The sequence below is a fragment of the Actinomycetospora lutea genome (assembly GCF_028737205.1).
GTDB lineage: Bacteria > Actinomycetota > Actinomycetes > Mycobacteriales > Pseudonocardiaceae > Actinomycetospora > Actinomycetospora lutea.
Map to the genome: position 1 here is coordinate 17,879 of NZ_JAQZAL010000009.1, position 16,357 is coordinate 34,235.

Genomic DNA, 16,357 nt, shown 5'->3' on the forward strand with positions numbered 1-16,357 from the left:
CTCAGACCACCTCGACGGTCGATCCCGGACGCAGGGTCGGTGCCCGCCGGGCAACCGCGAGCAGGATCGCCGTCACGACCCGCAGGAGGTAGGCCGACGACCGGAAGGCGTTCTGACTCGGCGTCCCGGCGGTCCGCTCGCGCATCGCCACCGGGATCTGCGCGATCCGCAAGTCCGCGCGGCTCGCCAGGACGAGTGCTTCGACGGTGTCTCCGAGGTACTCCTCGGGAAAGTCGAACGCGAACAACGACAGCGCACGACCATTCACCATCCGGAACCCGGAGGTCGGATCGGTGAGCGGAGTTCCGACCAGCCGGGAGAGGGTGGAGGCCAGCAAGCACATCGCCCAGCGGCGGGGACCGCGGACCACGTACTCGCCCATCCCGGCGAACCGGGCACCGACGACGACGTCGGCCTCATCGAGGGCGGAGCGCAGGCGTGCGATGTCCGCCGGGTCGTGCTGACCGTCCGCGTCGACCTGGACGACGCAGTCGTATCCCTCCTCGTAGGCGAATCGGTACGCGGCTCGCATCGCACCACCGACCCCGAGGTTGAACGGGAGGGACATGACCCTGGCACCGGCCGCGCGGGCGACCTCAGCGGTTCGGTCGGTGGAGCCGTCGTCGACGACGAGAAGATCCGCCAACGGCTGGGACGCCCGGACCTCCGCCACCACTCGAGCGATCGACTCGGCCTCGTTGAGAGCAGGCAGGACGACGAGCAGCGAAGCCGCTCGCACCTCCCGGTGACCCCGATGTGCGGGCGCTGCGAGCGTCATGATCGGCCGCGTCCGCCGTGGCGGGCTGCCTCGATGGCCGCTGTCCTCCGTCGACCGCAACCGCAGATCCCCACTGTGCCCATCCCCACGTTTCGGAGGCTAGTGCGGCGAATCCCGTCGACGAGTGCGACACCCCGGAAGGAGTCACGCCGTCGGCCACGATCCGCGCGGGACGTCGGGATCCTGCTCCACCCGTGCACAGTCGGGGCCGCCTCGGACCTGCTGCGGCTGGTCAGGTCTCACGGATGGCGTCCGGACAGCCACCCACGACTCCCCCGCCGGGGGTTGTCTCCCCACGGCGGGGGGCGCACCCGATCGTCGCGGTGCCCCGTCCGGCGCACCCTCGACCCCTCACGACCCGACGTCGGAACGGGTCCCGGTATCCCCGGAGGCGGTCGAGATGATCGAGCCCCGCGACCTCGCCACCCCCGCGGAGGGCCTGGCCCTCGCCCGGCTGGTCACCGGCGAGATCCGTCGGATCGGCCGCCACGCGCTCCCGGACACGGTGCTGGACGCTCTCGCCGAGATCGCCGATCAGCACCGGGGCCGGGACCCGTTCCTCGACGCGTTCCTCGACGCCGTCCTCGCCCGGCACCGCGACCGGTTCCGGAACGCCGGGTATCTCGCGCTCCCCCTGCTCGAGGAGATCCTCCGGGACACGGCGCTCACCGCCGAGCGCCTCTCCGCGCTGCTGCTCGCCGACGTCGTCCGACACGAGAACCGCCACCCGGGGGCGGTCGATCCCGCGCTGCGCCGCAAGCGCATCCGCCAGGCGATGCGGTTCGTCGGGACGGTCGAGCGCTCCCCGGCCGACGACGCACCTCCGCCGCGGACCCTCGCCGGCGACTGGTTGGAGCTCACCGTCCTGCCGGTGTCGACCGAGCACGACGAGTACTTCTTCATCCGCGCCCTGCAGGCCCACGAGCTCGTGTTCACCACCCTGACCGGGCTGGTCCGCTCCGCCACCGACGCGGTCCGGGCCGGGCGGCACGACGAGGCGACCGCGCTGCTGCGTCGCGCGTCGAGCGTGTTCGAGCGGGCGAGCCTGCTGTTCCGCCTCGTGGCCACGATGCGCCCCGCGGCGTTCCACGCGTTCCGCCGGTTCACCGAGGGCGCCAGCGCCATCCAGTCCGAGTCCTACAAACGGTTCGAGCTGGCGTGCGGCGAGCCGGGCCCGGCGCGCCTCGACTCCGAGGCGTTCGCCGGGGTCCCCGCCGTCCGCGCGGAGGCCGGCCACCACGACAACCTCGCCCGTGCCCTGGCCGACGGGCCGCGCTCGCAGGTCCTCGACGCCGCCGCCGCGGACCTCGAGCAGGCCCACCAGCGGTGGAAGACCACCCACCACGGCCTCGCGGCCCGCATGCTCGGCGACGCCACGGGCTCGGGCTACACCGCCGGCGTTCCCTATCTGGCCGCGTGCCGCGAGAACCGGCTGATGGTCGTCCGCGACCACGCGGCCTGAGCCGGCACCCAGCACGCGGGCAGGCCGAGGTCACCGACCCCGGGCGCGCATCGCGCATCGACGGTGGCTCTCGTCCCGATCCCGTGCGGGTCGCCAGGTAGGGCTCGCCGCGGGCAGGTGGTCGTCCAGGTACTCGAGCGCGAGCGCCTCGTCCCCGTGCCTAACGGGTGCTCCCATCGCCCGACCTCTCGGTGCGCAGTCGGGCCTCCTCGCGCTGCACCTCGGCGCGAAGGCTGCGCTCGCGACGCAGCCACTCCGGCTGTTCTTCCTTCAGCGCCGTGATCTGTACGGTGGTCAGCGGCTCGGTGATCTCGGCCCGGGCCAGACCGGAGATCGACACACCGAGCCGGTCCGCGACGACCGGGCGCGGGTGCGGGCCGTCGCGCCGCAGCTCGCGCAGCCAGGCCGGCGGATCGGCCTGCAGGGCGTCGAGCTGGTCGCGAGACACGACACCGTCGCGGAACTCGGCGGGGGTCGCGTGGAGGTGCACGCCCAGTTTCTTCGCCGCCGTCGCGGGCTTCATCGTCTGCGTCGCCCTCTGCCGAGTCATCGGCCCAGATTATCTGGCCCGATCGGCCGATAGCCTGAGCCCGTGACCGATCCCGGCGAGCCCGCGCCCTTCCGGCTCGGCTACGTCCCGGGTGTCACACCGGGCAAGTGGGCGCGGATCTGGGCCGAGCGTCGTCCCGACGTTCCCCTCGATCTCCTCAGCGCGACCACGGGCGAGGTGGTGGACCACATCCGGGCCGGTGCGGTGGACGCCGGTGTGGTCCGGCTGCCGATCGACCGTGCCGGGCTGCACGCGATCCCGCTCTACACCGAGACCACGGTGGCCGTCGTGCCGAAGGAGCACGAACTCACCACCGTCGCGGAGGTAGAGCTCGACGATCTGGCGGACGACATCGTCCTCCGTCCGCGGGACGACACCCTCCCCTGGCCCGGCGACAGGCCGGGCCGAGCGGCGGCATTCGACCCCACGACGACGGCCGAGGCGATCGAGCTCGTCGCCGCAGGAGTCGGGCTGCTGGTCCTCCCCCAGTCGCTGGCGCGCCTGCACCACAGACGGGACCTCGCTCACCGACCGGTGACCGACGCGCCCCGGTCCGGCGTCGTCCTCACCTGGCCGGACCCGGACAACACCGAGCTGATGGAGGAGTTCATCGGAATCGTCCGCGGACGCACGGCCAACAGTTCCCGCACCCCCCGCCGTCGGGACGGCCCGCCACCAGGCACCCCCACCCCCTCGAAGAAGGGATCCACCGCGCGCCGGGCGGCCCGCCGTCGGTGACCACCGGGGACGAGATCCCGGGTTGCGGGTTCGGGTCCCTGACCGCGCACGCTCAGCCCCACTGGACGGGGTCACCGTCGCCCGTCAACCGGGATCATCGGTCCGTTCCTAGGCTGCCGCGCATGCGCACGCTCCATCTCGGACTCCGCGTCACCGACCTGGAGCGCTCGCTGGCCTTCTACACCGCTCTCGGTGACGCCGAGCTCGGCCGCGTCCCCGACACCCCGTTCGGCAGCCTCACCATGCTCGCGCTGCCCGACGACCCGTTCGTCGGCCTCGAGCTCGTCCACGACCCCGCCCGACCCGTGACCAGCACCGAAGCCGTCAATCACCTCGTCGTGCAGACCGACGACCTCGACGCCACGGTCACCGAGCTCGCCGCCCGGGGCGTCCCTGCCGAACCGCCGACCGAACCCGGGCCGGGGCTGCGGACGGCCTGGCTGACCGATCCGGACGGGTACCGGATCGAGCTCGTGCAGTGGCCGGCCGGACACCCCGCCGGCATGACCGCCGCCGACTTCGAGGGCGGGTGAGCCGATCCCGTCAGCCGTTCGCCGCGTCGACGGCCTCGATCACACGGAGGTCGTCGCGGACCGCCCAGTGCTCGGTGAGGTGCTCGCCGTCGGTCGCGAAGACGTGGAGCTGCTTCCAGGCGATCCGGGCGCCGCTCGGCGCCCGGTCCCCCAGCCAGGGCATCCCGCGGCCGACGTGCCGGCCGTGCAGGGTCACCCACACCGCGATCCGCCCGTCGTCGAGCCTGCCCCAGCCGTGCAGCTCCGCCCGGCGCTCCTCGAAGCTGGAGGCGATCCAGCCCCAGACCTCGTCCCAGGTCCCCGGCCCGCGTTGCCCGCTGACGTGGTCGTGCAGATCGCGCCGCATCATCGCCTGGAACTCGGGCTCGCCGTGCGCGATCCACCCGGCGTAGGCCTGCGCGACCTGCTCTGCGTCGAGCACGGACCCACCTTGGCACGGGGACGACGTCGTGGTCACCGTCGCGACCCACGCGTCACGGTCGGCCGAGCCGCTCACGGCCGCCGCACCAGGGTCGCGCGGGTGTAGAGCAGGTCGAAGCCGCGACGCTGGGCGTTGCGGTGGGACCGCGAGCCGGGCTGGGTGACGATCACCGCCACGTCGCAGCCGGCGGCGCGGGCGTCGGCCAGCCGAGCGGCGAGAAGGGCGGACTGCACGCCGCGACGCCGGTGGGCCGGGGCGGTCCCGGCGCCGGCGAACTGGGCGATGCCCTCGGTGGCGCGGAGCTCGGCGCCGCCGGCGAGGACGCCGTCGAGCAGGGCGGCGTAGCGGACGAGGCCGGCCGCGGCGGAGTCGCGCTGGGCGGCCTCGATGGCCTCGGCCGGGAACTCGTCGTGCGACGGCACGCCGTCGACGTCGGGGTGCGTGGACGCCTCGACGACGACCGGCAGCCACGCCTCGAACTCGTCGTCGCCGCTGCGGCGGACCTCGACGCCCTCGGGCGCCACCGGGTCGTCGGTGGCCGCGAGGTCGCGTCCGAGGACGTTCTCGAACCCCTCCAGCCGATAGCCCCGGTCGCCGAGCATCGCGGCGAGGTCCGGGTCGCCGAGGTGGGCGAGCTCGATCGAGGTGGGCGCGCCGTGCGCGGTGTAGGCCCTCTCGACCGCGGCCAGCTCGCCCGGTGACGGCACGCCGCCGAACCCGAGCCCGACGACCTTGGTGTAGGGCGACCCGGCGCCGGCGAACACCGCGGCCCCGCCGGCCAGCGGCGTCACGAATCCCGGGACCCCGGAGCGGGCCGCCGAGGCGCGTGCGACGGTGCCGATCAGGTCGACCTCCGCCCGCTCGATCCGGGCCGCGAGCGCGGTGTCGCAGAACAGGGATGTGCGGGGGTGCGCGGTGGTCATGGCCGGCCTCGGGTGCGTGCGGGCGTGTCGCCCCGACCGTAGGGACGGCCGCCCGCGGCGCCCACCGGTTTCCCCGGTATCGCCGGGTGGAGACCCACCTCCGCCGAGGGGGTCTCCCCACGGCCGGGGGCGCACCCGATCGTCGCGGTGCCCCGTCCCGCGCACCCTCGACCCTCCACGACCCGACGTCGGAACGGGTCCCGGTATCCCCGGAGGCGGTCGAGCGTGTTCGAGCGGGCGAGCCTACTGTTCCGCCTCGTGGCCACGATGCGCCCCGCGGCGTTCCACGCGTTCCGCCGGTTCACCGAGGGCGCCGGCGCCATCCAGACCGAGTCCTACACACGGTTCGAGCTGGCGTGCGGCGTGCCGCGAGAACCGGCTGATGGTCGTCCGCGAGCACGCGGCCTGATCTCGGCGTGGCGGACGGACGCTCCGTGGTGTGGTCGACGACGCGCACGCGTCATGGTGGCGCCCGGCGGATCCCGTGGCAGACGATGTCGACGAGTCCGTCGAGCCAGTCGCCCGTGGGTTCGGCACGCTCGAGCAGTGTTCGGTGGATGATGGCGCCGACCAGGGTGAAGATTGCCTGTCGTGGTTCGACTCCCTCGCGCCACTCCCCGCGGGCGCGGGCGCGGTCGGCGATGGAGAACACCGTGTCGGCGCGACCACTGACCCGCCGTGAGGCATCGGTGCTCACGTCGTTCCCGGCGGTGGTCGACAGGGCGGCCCTGAGGAGCGCGATGCCGTCGGGCCGGGCCGCGAGCTCGGCGATGGGCAGGGCGAGCGCATACAGGTCGCCGTGCAGGCTGCCGGTGTCGGGGCTCTCGACGAACTCGTCACGCAGCCCGTCCATGGCTGCCGCGACCAGTGCTTCCCGGGTGGGCCATCGTCGGTAGACGCTGGTCTTGTTGACCTCGGCGCGGCGGGCGACGCGCTCGACGCTGAGCCCCTCGAACCCGGTCTCGGCGAGCTCTGCGCGTACCGACGCGAGCACAGCGGCGGTGACCGCGGCGCCGCGCGGGCGCCCGGCGTCGCGCCGCCGAGGTGAGCCGGGTGGCGTGGAGGTCGACGTCACGCGGTCATGCTCGTCGTCCCGACAGGCTGTTTCAATCCGGTCCCGGGACAGGCGGTCCCGCTCACAGGATCACCGGCAACGACTCGAGCCCGCGCACGATCGGTCCACCCCGCCACGCGGCAGGAGCCGTGGGGTCGGGACGTCGCAGCGTCGGCGCCCTGCGCAGCAGGGCCGGGATCGCGATCTGGGCCTCGAGCCGCGCCAGCGATGCGCCCAGGCAGTAGTGCGGGCCCTTGCCGAAGGCCAGGTGCGGATTCGGCCAGCGGGTCAGGTCCAGGCGGTCGGGGTCGGGGAAGATCGAGGGGTCGCGATTCGCCGACGCGATCACGGCCAGCACCAGGGACCCCCGGGGAACGGTGTGATCGGCGATGACGACATCGCGGTCGACCCAGCGCTCGGTCGCGGTCTCCACCGGGCTGGTGAAACGCAGCAGCTCCTCGACCGCGGTCCTCATCGCCTCGGGATCATCACTCCGGGCGCGAAGCAGGTCGGCGTGCTCGGGGTTCTCCAGCAGGGCCAAGGTACCCACGCCGATGAGGTTGACCGTGGTCTCGTGGCCCGCGGTGAGCAACAGGACCAGCATCGCCACGATCTCGTCGGTCGTGAGCCGGTCACCTCCATCACGGGCCGAGACCAGCGCGGAGACCAGGTCGTCCCGCGGGTCCCGGCTGCGCACCGTGATCAGCCGGCGCAGGTAGCGCATGAACACCAGGACCGACCCGATGCTGCGCAGCGGACGCTCGCCGATGGAGAGCAGAGCCCGGGTCCAGCCGCGGAAGCGCGAGACGTCCTTCTCGGGCACGCCGATGATCCGCGCGATCATGATCAGCGGGAGCGGTACGGCGTAGTCGTTGATCAGGTCCATCGAGCCGTGTCGCGCTGCGATGTCGAGCAGCGAGTCCGAGAGGCACGCGGCCTGGTCGCGCATCTGCTCGATCCGGCGCGGGGTGAACGCCTGGTGCACGAGGCGACGCAGGCGATCGTGGTCCGGTCCGTCGACGCTGAGCAGCCCTCGCTCGAGCGACGCCAGCGCCTTCGGCACCCTCGGGGTGGCCGGCGGCTGCTGCGTGGTCAGGGCGTCGTGGCGGTTCTTGCGCATCCGCGGATCGCGGAGTGCCGCCTCGACGTCGCCGTACCGCGTGACCGCCCAGGCCGTGCTTCCTCGAACCCACCGCACCGGCTGCACCGGTGCGTCGGCCCGCAGCCGCTCCCAGAAGCCGAACGGGTCGACCGCGAACTGCCTGCTCGTGATGTCCACCGACGCCAGCTCGCTCGCCGGGACACTGCTCCAGGCCGGCGTCGGTGTCCTGCGCATGTCCATCCTCCACTTTGCAACGACTTGTTGCAAAGATAGCGGGTGGTCCTCCCTCCGGCCAGCTCGTGAGGTGACCGGCCGCGGGCGCCGAGCTCCGGCCGGCGAGGCGGCGTCAGGTCGTGAGGTCCACCACGGCGGGCTGGTCGCCGGATCGAGACCCGTTCGGCGGCCCCGCCGACGAGGGCCACCCACCCCGCACCGTCACGTCGGCACCTCCTCGCCTCCGCGGCGCAGCTCGACGACGACGTCGACAGCGTCGGTGCCGTTCACCGGACGCAGCACCTCCACGCCCCGGACCAGCTCCAGCCCGGCGTCCGCGAGGTCGTCCACCACGTCCTGGGCGGTGTAGAGCACGGACGCGTCGCGGGGCCCGCCGACTCCGCGGGTGAGGTTGGCGGCATCGTGCCCGATGACGAGCAGCGTGCCGCCGGGAGCCAGGGCGGATGCGGCGGTGTGCAGCACGCGGCGGCGCTCGTCGGCAGGGATGTGCAGGTAGGCGATGAGCACGAGGTCCACCGGCCGCGGCGGGGTCCACGTGGTGACGTCGGCGTGCACCCACTGGACGTGGACCGCGCGCCGGATCTCGGCGGCGGCGGCACGCTCGAGGGCGGCCGCGGAGTAGTCGACCGCCATGACCTCCCAGCCCTGCTCGGCGAGCCACACGGCGTTGCGGCCCTCCCCGCAGGCGAGATCGAGCGCGCGGCCCGGCGGGCGGTGGGCGAGCACCTCGTGCACCCAGCGGCTGGGCGTGTCGGGCCACAACCGGTCGGGATCCGCGTAGCGGGCATCCCACGCCGCGGCGTCCATCACGACCTCCCCGCCGGGGCGCCCGCCAGCGCTTCGCGCACCCGGGCGAGGCGGACGCCGGCCTCGTCGGCGACGGGCCCCAGGTCGGCGATCCCCGTCGTCTCGACCATCACGTGCGGGTCGAGCACGTCGACGAGGCTCCCGCCGCCGTCGCCCAGCTCGGCCCGCACCGTGACGGTGCAGGGCAGCAGCATGCCCACCGACCGGTCGACCTCGAGCGCCCGGTGCGCGAGCGCCGGGTTGCAGGCGCCGAGGATCACGTAGTCCTCGAACTCGACACCGAGCTTCGCGGCCATCGTGGCCTTCACGTCGATCTCGGTGAGGACGCCGAACCCCTCCGCGGCGAGCGCCTCGCGCACCCGCGCGACGGCCTCGGCGTAGGGCAGGTCGAGCCGCATCTCCATCGTCGTCCCTCTCGTTCGCCGTGCGTCGTGCCTCCGTGGTGGTCGGCGGTGTCCCGGCCGAGACCTCCGTCGAGCCCGGCATCCATCGACCCGAGGAGCGGGCAGGAGACGATGGCGGCCACGCTCGTCACGCTCGGTCGTGCGCCGGGGTGGTGGCAGGGCCGTCCGAACGTCGCGGGCCGGGCCCTTCGACGCTCGGTCGACGACCAGCGCCCCTGCCCCGCGGTGGACGTCGGCGCCAGCCTGCGGTCATGCGCACCGACAGGGACGTCGCGACGGATCGGCCCATCCCGCCCGAGACGGAGCCGCAGCGCCGTCACGGCGACGAGGACCTCCAGGCCCAGGGCCGCGCGCTGCGCCGCGCGATCCCCGACGTGTACCGCGGTTTCGCCGGACTGCGCAGCGCCGCACTCGCCGACGGTGCCCTCGACGCGCGGACCAAGGAGCTGCTCGCGCTGGCGCTGTCCGTCGCCGAGCAGTGCGACGGGTGCATCGAGGCCCACGCGGACGGCGCCGCACGCCGGGGCGCCTCGGAGGAAGAGGTGGCCGAGGCCCTCGGCGTCGTGGTGATGATGGGTGGCGGCCCGGCGACCTCCTACGCCCCTCACGCGTTCGCTGCCTTCCGTGACGCCCGGGCCCGCCACGACGCGGTCACCGGCCGCCCGTGAGCGCCGGCGCCTCATGTCCGCCCTGTGCTCGTCCGCCAGTGGCTGGGCGACCTGCCCTGTTCGCGCTTGAACGCGCGGCTGAACGCCTCTTCGGAGTCGTAGCCGAGACGTCGGGCGATCGCCGCCACGGCGAGCGTGGTCGTCGCCAGCAGCTCCACGGCGAGGTGCATGCGCCACGCGGTCAGATAGCGGATCGGCGAGCGGCCGAGCACGGCGCGGAAGTGCGCGTCGAGCGCTGAGCGGGACGTGGACACCGAGCGCGCGAGCTGCGCCACGGTCCACCGCCGCTCGGGGTGCCGGTGCAGCAGGGCCAGAGCGGGTGCGAGCACCGGGTCGTGCAGGGCGGCGAGCCAACCGTGGTCGACCGCGGGCGCGCTCGCGAGGTGTGCGCGCAGCACCTCGCGCAGGACGAGCTCGGGGAGGCGCTTCACGATCACGTCGGGCGACAGGTTCGACGGCGAGGCGGCGTTGGTCATCGCGTACTCGATGCTCGCGGTGACCCAGCGGGTCGCGGGACCACCGGTCAGGCGCACGACGAACAGCGGGGGCAGTGCCCGCAGCGTCGGATCGAACAGCGGGTCGGTGCTGTGGAGGTAACCGCACACGATCTCGGTGCGTCGTCCACCACCTCCGTGGCGGAGCACCGGCATCACCGCCCACGGCAAGGGATCCAGCAACGAGAGGATCGGGACGCACTCGCTGGTGCCCTCGCTCCCCAACACGTAGTGGTCGCCGTACGGCAGCACGATCACGTCACCCTCGTCGGCCCGGTGACGCACGCCGTCGTCGACCGCGACCCAGCACGACCCGGACGCGACGATGTGGAAAAGGATCAATCGCGTGGCCCCGGGCACCAGCGCGTCGGCGAGGGCGAGCGGGCTGGATTCGAATTCGAACGGATCGGTGAGCTCGGAACGGAAGAACAGCGCCCCGTCGAGGCGCAGGTGATCGAGCGCCGAGGACAGGGCGTCACCCGTCGGGACGTTTCCCGGGGTCTCGGCTATGACCCGCGGTTTCGCGGTCATGGGGTTTCCCTCTCCGCCCGCACACCATCGGGAGTGTCCACGCTGGACACCGACGAAGGAGTGGAAACGATGTCCGAATTCCCGCCGCTGACACACGTGGCGCTGACGGTGCGCGACCTCGCCGTGAGCGTCCCCTGGTACGAAGCCCTCCTCGCTGCCCGGCCGGTGATCGACGAGGACACCGACCCCGACATGCACCACACCGTCTACCTGCTCGGCAGCGGCACGCTGCTCGGCCTCCACCAGCACCGCCGCGGCGTCCCTCCCGGGTCCTTCAGCGAATTCCGCATCGGACTCGACCACGTGGCCTTCGGCTGCCCCGACCGCGACGAGCTCGAGAAGTGGTCACGCACGCTCGACGAGCTGGGCATCGAGCACGCGGCGATCAAGGACGCGCCGTACGGCTCGGGTCTCGCGTTCCGCGACCCCGACGGCATCGCGCTGGAGTTCTTCGCCCCGCCGGCCGGAGCATGAGCCCTGCGGCACCGCACCCGCTGGTGGTCGCGGGCGCGGTGCCGCGACGTCGACGACCGGTCGACCGTCCACGGGCGCTCAGCCCGCCCCGGTCCACTCCCACATCGTCCAGCGGTAGCTCCCGTCCTCCTCGACCTCGTACTCGATGACGTCGCCGACCTGGCCGAGCCGGGCGAGCTTCTCCGAGCTCGTCTCCGCCGAGCCCCACACTCCGTAGCTGGCCTTGTAGCCCGGGCCGGTGGGCCGGCCCACCCCGCCTCCGGTCCAGTCGACGACATCCCCGGACGAGGTCATGAACAGCACGTGACCCTCGCCGTAGAGCACACCGCCGGGCCGAACCGTCTGCGTGTAGGTGCCGGTGTCGGTGATCTCCTGGCCCAGGAGGGTGCCACTCCCCTGGAACGACACCTCGATCTTCACCTGGCCGCCCTCGGTGGGCAGCACCCGAACACCGGTGAACTTGCCCGTGGCCTCACCCAATCGATCGCCCAACACGATGACTCCCTTCCTCACCGGCGCCGCTCGCGGTGGCACACGAGCCCGGGTTGGCTCGACCGACCCGGACCGCAGCGATCTGCCACCCGCTCCCCGTGGCCACCGGTGCGTCGAATTCGACAGGCGGGGCGCGACCCACGCACGACCATTTCCGTCGCGGCGGTCTCCAGGCGCCCTCGACCGGGTGCGCCGTCTTTCCTCCTCCGCCACGGACAATGGTCGGTGCACACCGATGCTGATCGGTAGAGCCATACCCGTGAGCAGGCCGACACCGTCCGCACAAGACGAATACGGGCTCTGGACAGGCTCGTTCTTCGACGAGCGCCTCGGGCACCCCACCTCATCGACCGGGTGCGATGTTGTGGTTGTGGTGGAAGGCGTTGTCCGGATCCCAGCGTTGTTTCAGCTCGACCAGCCGGTCCCAGTTGGGCCCGTACGCCGCACGGGTGCGCTGCAGGTCGTCGGCGTCCAGGTAGTTGACGTAGGACGCGTCGCCCAGGTGCGACGCCAGGGCCCCGAACAGGGAGCGCACCCACCGGCGGTTGGCGTCGTCGTCCTCCGGCGCCAGCCACTCGCCCGCGATGACCATGTTGAACCCGGGCTCGCGGTGCGGGTAGGCCGTCGCCGTGGTGGGGACACGCGTGGCCGCGCCGTGGTAGTGCTCGAGCAGCACACCGCTCATGATCGACGGTGAGCGCCGGAACGCGTCCACCATCCTGGGGGCCAGGTCGCCGTCCACCGCCTCGACGAACCCGGACTTCCAGTAGTTGCGCGCGCCGCGGGGGAAGCCGTCGTCGAGCAGCATGTTGACCGCCGGGTAGGGCATCGGCCCGACGGTGTCCATGAGGACGGTGCCGGCCGAGCGCAGGGGCGCCAGCTCGCGGTCGGCCGTGGCCTGGTCGCCCAGGTGGCACGTGACGACCACGACGAGCTTCGTCCCGGAACCGTCCGGCGCGTGGGTGAGGACGTAGAAGGCCGACAGCTCGTCGGACGCGTTCACCATGGCGTCGCGGTAGACCGCGAGGACGTCCTCGGCGTCCTCGAGGGGGTACGCGGTGAGCCCGCCCACGACGGTGGCCTGCGGGTGCGCCCGGTACTCGAACCAGGTCGCGACACCGAAGTTGGCGCCGGCGCCCCGCATCGCCCAGAACAGGTCCGGCTCGTCGTGCTCGCCGACCGTGCGCACCGTCCCGTCCGCGGTGACCACCTCGACCGACAGGAGGTTGTCGATCGCCAGCCCCTGGGTGCCCATCAGCCAGCCGACGCCGCCACCCAACGTCAGGCCGGCGATGCCGGTGGTGGACACCGTGCCGCCCGTGGTCGCGAGGCCGTGCACGTGGGCGGCCCGGTTGTACTCCCGCCACGTCACGCCGCCCTGCGCGCCCACGGTGCGGGTCCTGGCGTCGACGTGGATGCCCCGCATCGGGGACAGGTCGATCATCAGTCCGCCGTCGGTGACGGCACGACCCGCCACGTTGTGGCCGCCGCCGCGGACGGACACCTCCATGCCGTGCTCGCGGGCGAAGGTGACCGCGTCGACCACGTCCGCCGTGGAGCGGCACCGCGTGATGAGACCCGGGCGGCGGTCGATCGCCCCGTTGTGCACCATGCGGGCGGACTCGTAGGGCTCGTCGGCGGGCGAGAGCACGTCGCCGGAGAAGCCGGCGCGCAACTGGTCGATGTCGGACAGCAGTGCGGTCATGGGTCGGTCCCCTCCCCGGAGCCGTGTTCGGGGACCCCACGGTGACCTTCGACGGTTGCGGGTCGGTCGTGGCGCGGTACCGGCTCGACCCCGTCACCGACGAGCAGGACGAGGCGGCGCAGGCAGGTGGGCGAGTGCGGTCACGGCCGGCGACCGAGCGACCTCCGGCGGTCGCCGGCGGGTCGGCCCGACGCCGGCATCACCGACGTCGCGGGGTCAGCGCCGCGGCAGGACCGGCTCCGGCGCCGGGCCACCGGACGGCTGCCAGCCGGGCGGGCCGAGGACGTACCCGAGCCGGTCGCGCCAGCGACGCGCCGACCGGACGTCGCGGGCGATGTCGACGTAGTGCCCGTACTGCAGGGTCAGCACGTTGTACGTCCCGACCGGCGTGGTGAGCCCGTACGACGGTCGCCGCTGCTCGGCCGCGAACGTGCCGAACAGCCGGTCCCAGACGATGAGGATGCCGCCGTAGTTGCGGTCGAGGTACTCGGGGTCGCGGCCGTGGTGCACGCGGTGGTGCGACGGCGTGTTGAAGACGAGCTCGACGGGCTGCGGGAGCTTGTCGACCAGCTCGGTGTGGACGAAGAACTGGAAGACGAGGTTGACGCCGAACGCCGCGTAGAGCGTCCAGGGCGCGAAGCCGAGCAGCGGCAGGGGCAGCCAGAAGAAGAACTCGAACCAGGGGTTCCATTTCTGGCGCAGCGCGGTGCCGAAGTTCATGAACTCGCTGGAGTGGTGCGCCTGGTGGCCGGCCCAGGCGATCCGGACGCGGTGGCTGAACCGGTGGTGCCCGTAGTAGCCGAGGTCGACCCCGAGCACGACCAGCACCCAGTACCACCAGGTTGTCCGTGGGCAGGTGGAACGGGGCGAGGTGGACGTACACCGCGCTGAACGCGAAGAACGTCACCACCTTGAACAGCGTCAGGAACACCAGCGACACGACGCCCATGGAGATGGAGGTCCGCGCGTCGCGGAGGGCGTAGCCGGAGACCGAGTCGTCGTGGTCGAGCCACCGCAGCGCTGCGAGCTCGACGAGGATCGCCAGCACGAAGAACGGGGCCGCGTAGGTGACCGGGTTCTGCAGGGGGTCGAGCAGTGCGTCCATGGGCCCTCCAGCGATATGACCTCCGGGTAAGTTACCTCAGGGTCATATCGCGCGGTAGGGTCGGACCGTGGCTGCGCGACCGAACGCCGGGACGAAGGGGGTGCCGCGCGCCGACCGGGAGCAGGAGATCGTGCGGGTCGCCTCGGTCGCCTTCGGCACCGACGGCTTCGCCGCCACCGGTGTCGCCGACGTGGCGCAGGCCGCGGGGATCTCCAAGGCGCTGGTCTACAGCTACTTCGGCTCGAAGGAGGGCCTGCACGCCGCGTGCCTCGCGGAGGCGGGCGGCCTGCTGGCCACGGAGATCGAGCGGGTGGCCCGCGACGGGAGCGCCGGCGTCGAGCGGGGGGTGCGCACCCTGGCGGCGATGTTCGCGGTGCTCGACGACCGCCGCCACGTCTGGCGCCTCCTGCGCGACCGGACGGCGCCGGCGGACGGGCCCGCGGCCGAGGTCGTCGCGCAGTACTCCGCGCGCATCGAGGCCCTCGCCCGGGAGGGGGTCCTCGAGCTGCTGGGCGCCGCCGGGATCACCGACGACCTCGACGTCTCCGCGATGGTCCGGACGTGGCTCGGCATCGTCGACTCGTTCATGGACTGGTGGGTCGCCCACCCCGACCAGGGCGCCGAGGAGATGACGCAGCGGGTGACCCGGCTGATCGCGGCGCTGGTGTCCGACCACACCCGTCGCGGCCCGGTCAGCGCCTGACGGCCGCGCCGGAGTCCGGCACCCCGGCGTAGTCGGGGAGCTCGATCCCGTTGATCGCGCGCTCGATCACCGCCATGTCCCACTCGGCGGGGTCCGTGGTCGGCGGGACGGCGCGGCTCCCCGCGTTCCACCGGCCGATCAGCTGGTTGGCCTCGACGAACGGGCGCATCCGCGCCTCGTAGGCGGCGAAGCCGGCCTCCGGGTCCCAGTCGGCCGCGGCCAGCTCCCCGGCCAGCACGTAGGCGCCGACCAGGGCCAGCCCGGTCCCCTGCCCGGACATCGGCGACGAGCTGAACGCCGCGTCGCCGAGCAGGCCCACCCGTCCGCTCGACCAGCGGGCCATCACCACCTGGGCGACCTGGTCGAGGTAGAAGTCCGGGGCGTCGTCGAGGTGGGCGAGGATGCGCGGGGTCCACCAGCCGTGGTCGGCCATCCGCTCGCGCAGCAGCGCCTTCTGGGCCGCGACGTCGCGGTGGTCGACGTCGAGCTCGGGCGAGGGGAACGAGAACATCGCCATCGCCTGCGTGGCGTCCCGGATGGGCCGCAGGCCCGCGGAGCGTCCGGACTCCTGGTACTCGATCAGCCAGCCGTCCAGGCCGAACACGTTCGGCACGCTGTAGAAGGCCAGCACGTGCCCGAGGTGGCGGACGTACCGCTCCCGCGCCCCGAAGACCATCGCCCGCAGGCCCGAGTGCAGCCCGTCCGCCCCGATCACCAGGTCGACGCGCCGCCGGTCACCGCCCGCGAAGGAGACGTCGACCCCGCCCGGGTCCTGGGTGAGCTCGACGATCCGGTCGCCGAAGACGTACTCGACACGGTCCCGGGTGTCGTCGTGGAGCACCCGGGACAGGTCCCCGCGCAGGATCTCGATCTCGGCGATGAAGCCGTCGCCGCCGTCGTCGTCCGCGCGGTGGGTCTCCAGCACGGTCCCGTCCACGTCCACGGTGCACGCGCCGACGGTCTCGGTGCAGGCCGCACGCACGGCCGCGTCCAGCCCCATCCGCCGGATGACCTCCTTGGCCACCCCGCGGGCGTCCACCGCCTGCCCGCCGGGTCGCAGGTCGGGGGCGCGCTCCACCACGGTCACCTCGGCACCCCGCCGGGACAGCCAGTGGGCCACCGCGGGCCCCGCGATGCTCGCGCCCGCCACCACCACCCTGATCGCGCTCATGGTCCCCC

At 73.0% G+C, this 16,357-nt stretch carries 19 protein-coding genes; 6 read left to right on the top strand and 13 right to left on the bottom strand.

Going from position 1 to position 16,357, the window contains the following annotated elements; all coding sequences use genetic code 11:
* Position 1: 1 nt before the first annotated feature.
* Positions 2-778, bottom strand: a complete 777-nt coding sequence (locus PHK61_RS11580) for a glycosyltransferase family 2 protein (protein WP_274281128.1) — start codon at positions 776-778, stop codon at positions 2-4.
* 400 nt (positions 779-1,178) lie between these two features.
* Here PHK61_RS11580 and PHK61_RS11585 point away from each other — a divergent pair, with 400 nt between their 5' ends.
* A complete protein-coding gene (locus PHK61_RS11585) occupies positions 1,179-2,240 on the top strand; it encodes a tryptophan 2,3-dioxygenase family protein (RefSeq protein ID WP_274281129.1) in 1,062 nt (353 codons plus the stop codon).
* Between the two features lie 160 nt (positions 2,241-2,400).
* Here PHK61_RS11585 and PHK61_RS11590 read toward each other — a convergent pair whose 3' ends face one another.
* On the bottom strand, positions 2,401-2,790 hold the full coding sequence (locus tag PHK61_RS11590; protein ID WP_274281130.1) for a DUF5997 family protein: 390 nt from the start codon (positions 2,788-2,790) through the stop codon (positions 2,401-2,403).
* Between the two features lie 42 nt (positions 2,791-2,832).
* Between PHK61_RS11590 and PHK61_RS11595 the strand changes: the two genes are divergently transcribed.
* On the top strand, positions 2,833-3,528 hold the full coding sequence (locus tag PHK61_RS11595; protein WP_274281131.1) for a LysR family substrate-binding domain-containing protein: 696 nt from the start codon (positions 2,833-2,835) through the stop codon (positions 3,526-3,528).
* A gap of 122 nt (positions 3,529-3,650) precedes the next feature.
* Positions 3,651-4,061 carry a VOC family protein gene (locus PHK61_RS11600; protein WP_274281132.1) on the top strand — a complete coding sequence of 137 codons (411 nt, stop codon included), beginning with the start codon at positions 3,651-3,653 and terminating at the stop codon, positions 4,059-4,061.
* Positions 4,062-4,071: 10 nt separating this feature from the next.
* Here the strand turns inward: PHK61_RS11600 and PHK61_RS11605 are convergent, their stop codons facing one another.
* The 6 genes from PHK61_RS11605 to PHK61_RS11630 all read right to left on the bottom strand — a co-directional run bounded on the left by PHK61_RS11605 (position 4,072) and on the right by PHK61_RS11630 (position 9,006).
* Entirely contained in the window at positions 4,072-4,482 is a 411-nt protein-coding gene (locus tag PHK61_RS11605; RefSeq protein WP_274281133.1) for a M49 family metallopeptidase, read from the bottom strand.
* A gap of 71 nt (positions 4,483-4,553) precedes the next feature.
* The gene (locus tag PHK61_RS11610; RefSeq protein WP_274281134.1) at positions 4,554-5,405 is read right to left on the bottom strand and encodes a GNAT family N-acetyltransferase; all 852 of its coding nucleotides are present in this window, start codon (positions 5,403-5,405) and stop codon (positions 4,554-4,556) included.
* A gap of 460 nt (positions 5,406-5,865) precedes the next feature.
* Positions 5,866-6,480, bottom strand: coding sequence for a TetR/AcrR family transcriptional regulator (locus PHK61_RS11615; RefSeq protein WP_274281135.1), 615 nt, complete (start codon positions 6,478-6,480; stop codon positions 5,866-5,868).
* A 61-nt stretch (positions 6,481-6,541) separates the two neighbouring features.
* A complete protein-coding gene (locus tag PHK61_RS11620) occupies positions 6,542-7,795 on the bottom strand; it encodes a cytochrome P450 family protein (protein ID WP_274281136.1) in 1,254 nt (417 codons plus the stop codon).
* Between the two features lie 201 nt (positions 7,796-7,996).
* Positions 7,997-8,602, bottom strand: coding sequence for a class I SAM-dependent methyltransferase (locus tag PHK61_RS11625; RefSeq protein ID WP_274281137.1), 606 nt, complete (start codon positions 8,600-8,602; stop codon positions 7,997-7,999).
* Entirely contained in the window at positions 8,602-9,006 is a 405-nt protein-coding gene (locus PHK61_RS11630; protein ID WP_274281138.1) for a DUF302 domain-containing protein, read from the bottom strand. The genes PHK61_RS11625 and PHK61_RS11630 overlap by 1 nt, the downstream gene beginning before the upstream one ends.
* Positions 9,007-9,257: 251 nt before the next feature.
* On the opposite strand from PHK61_RS11630, the gene PHK61_RS11635 reads away from it, so the two are divergent.
* A complete protein-coding gene (locus tag PHK61_RS11635; protein WP_274281139.1) occupies positions 9,258-9,674 on the top strand; it encodes a carboxymuconolactone decarboxylase family protein in 417 nt (138 codons plus the stop codon).
* Positions 9,675-9,685: 11 nt separating this feature from the next.
* Here PHK61_RS11635 and PHK61_RS11640 read toward each other — a convergent pair whose 3' ends face one another.
* Entirely contained in the window at positions 9,686-10,699 is a 1,014-nt protein-coding gene (locus PHK61_RS11640) for an AraC family transcriptional regulator (protein ID WP_274281140.1), read from the bottom strand.
* Positions 10,700-10,768: 69 nt separating this feature from the next.
* Between PHK61_RS11640 and PHK61_RS11645 the strand changes: the two genes are divergently transcribed.
* The gene (locus PHK61_RS11645; RefSeq protein WP_274281141.1) at positions 10,769-11,173 is read left to right on the top strand and encodes a VOC family protein; all 405 of its coding nucleotides are present in this window, start codon (positions 10,769-10,771) and stop codon (positions 11,171-11,173) included.
* A gap of 78 nt (positions 11,174-11,251) precedes the next feature.
* On the opposite strand, the gene PHK61_RS11650 is transcribed toward PHK61_RS11645, so the two are convergent.
* The 3 genes from PHK61_RS11650 to PHK61_RS11660 form a co-directional block, all read right to left on the bottom strand.
* On the bottom strand, positions 11,252-11,668 hold the full coding sequence (locus PHK61_RS11650; RefSeq protein WP_274281142.1) for a hypothetical protein: 417 nt from the start codon (positions 11,666-11,668) through the stop codon (positions 11,252-11,254).
* A gap of 340 nt (positions 11,669-12,008) precedes the next feature.
* Positions 12,009-13,370, bottom strand: a complete 1,362-nt coding sequence (locus PHK61_RS11655; protein ID WP_274281143.1) for an FAD-binding oxidoreductase — start codon at positions 13,368-13,370, stop codon at positions 12,009-12,011.
* 216 nt (positions 13,371-13,586) lie between these two features.
* Complete coding sequence (locus PHK61_RS11660; protein ID WP_337993954.1) at positions 13,587-14,198, bottom strand: sterol desaturase family protein; 612 nt, start codon at positions 14,196-14,198, stop codon at positions 13,587-13,589.
* Between the two features lie 344 nt (positions 14,199-14,542).
* Between PHK61_RS11660 and PHK61_RS11665 the strand changes: the two genes are divergently transcribed.
* Positions 14,543-15,178, top strand: a complete 636-nt coding sequence (locus tag PHK61_RS11665; protein WP_274281144.1) for a TetR/AcrR family transcriptional regulator — start codon at positions 14,543-14,545, stop codon at positions 15,176-15,178.
* Here the strand turns inward: PHK61_RS11665 and PHK61_RS11670 are convergent.
* Positions 15,168-16,349 carry an FAD-dependent monooxygenase gene (locus PHK61_RS11670; RefSeq protein WP_274281145.1) on the bottom strand — a complete coding sequence of 394 codons (1,182 nt, stop codon included), beginning with the start codon at positions 16,347-16,349 and terminating at the stop codon, positions 15,168-15,170. The genes PHK61_RS11665 and PHK61_RS11670 overlap by 11 nt on opposite strands.
* Positions 16,350-16,357 lie beyond the last annotated feature (8 nt).

Bases quoted from the DNA above. Each gene is read 5' to 3' on its own strand.
- PHK61_RS11580 (WP_274281128.1), bottom strand. From the start codon at position 778: ATGACGCTCGCAGCGCCCGCACATCGGGGTCACCGGGAGGTGCGAGCG.
- PHK61_RS11585 (WP_274281129.1), top strand. From the start codon at position 1,179: ATGATCGAGCCCCGCGACCTCGCCACCCCCGCGGAGGGCCTGGCCCTC.
- PHK61_RS11590 (WP_274281130.1), bottom strand. From the start codon at position 2,790: ATGACTCGGCAGAGGGCGACGCAGACGATGAAGCCCGCGACGGCGGCG.
- PHK61_RS11600 (WP_274281132.1), top strand. From the start codon at position 3,651: ATGCGCACGCTCCATCTCGGACTCCGCGTCACCGACCTGGAGCGCTCG.
- PHK61_RS11610 (WP_274281134.1), bottom strand. From the start codon at position 5,405: ATGACCACCGCGCACCCCCGCACATCCCTGTTCTGCGACACCGCGCTC.
- PHK61_RS11620 (WP_274281136.1), bottom strand. From the start codon at position 7,795: ATGCGCAGGACACCGACGCCGGCCTGGAGCAGTGTCCCGGCGAGCGAG.
- PHK61_RS11625 (WP_274281137.1), bottom strand. From the start codon at position 8,602: ATGGACGCCGCGGCGTGGGATGCCCGCTACGCGGATCCCGACCGGTTG.
- PHK61_RS11630 (WP_274281138.1), bottom strand. From the start codon at position 9,006: ATGGAGATGCGGCTCGACCTGCCCTACGCCGAGGCCGTCGCGCGGGTG.
- PHK61_RS11635 (WP_274281139.1), top strand. From the start codon at position 9,258: ATGCGCACCGACAGGGACGTCGCGACGGATCGGCCCATCCCGCCCGAG.
- PHK61_RS11640 (WP_274281140.1), bottom strand. From the start codon at position 10,699: ATGACCGCGAAACCGCGGGTCATAGCCGAGACCCCGGGAAACGTCCCG.
- PHK61_RS11645 (WP_274281141.1), top strand. From the start codon at position 10,769: ATGTCCGAATTCCCGCCGCTGACACACGTGGCGCTGACGGTGCGCGAC.
- PHK61_RS11655 (WP_274281143.1), bottom strand. From the start codon at position 13,370: ATGACCGCACTGCTGTCCGACATCGACCAGTTGCGCGCCGGCTTCTCC.
- PHK61_RS11670 (WP_274281145.1), bottom strand. From the start codon at position 16,349: ATGAGCGCGATCAGGGTGGTGGTGGCGGGCGCGAGCATCGCGGGGCCC.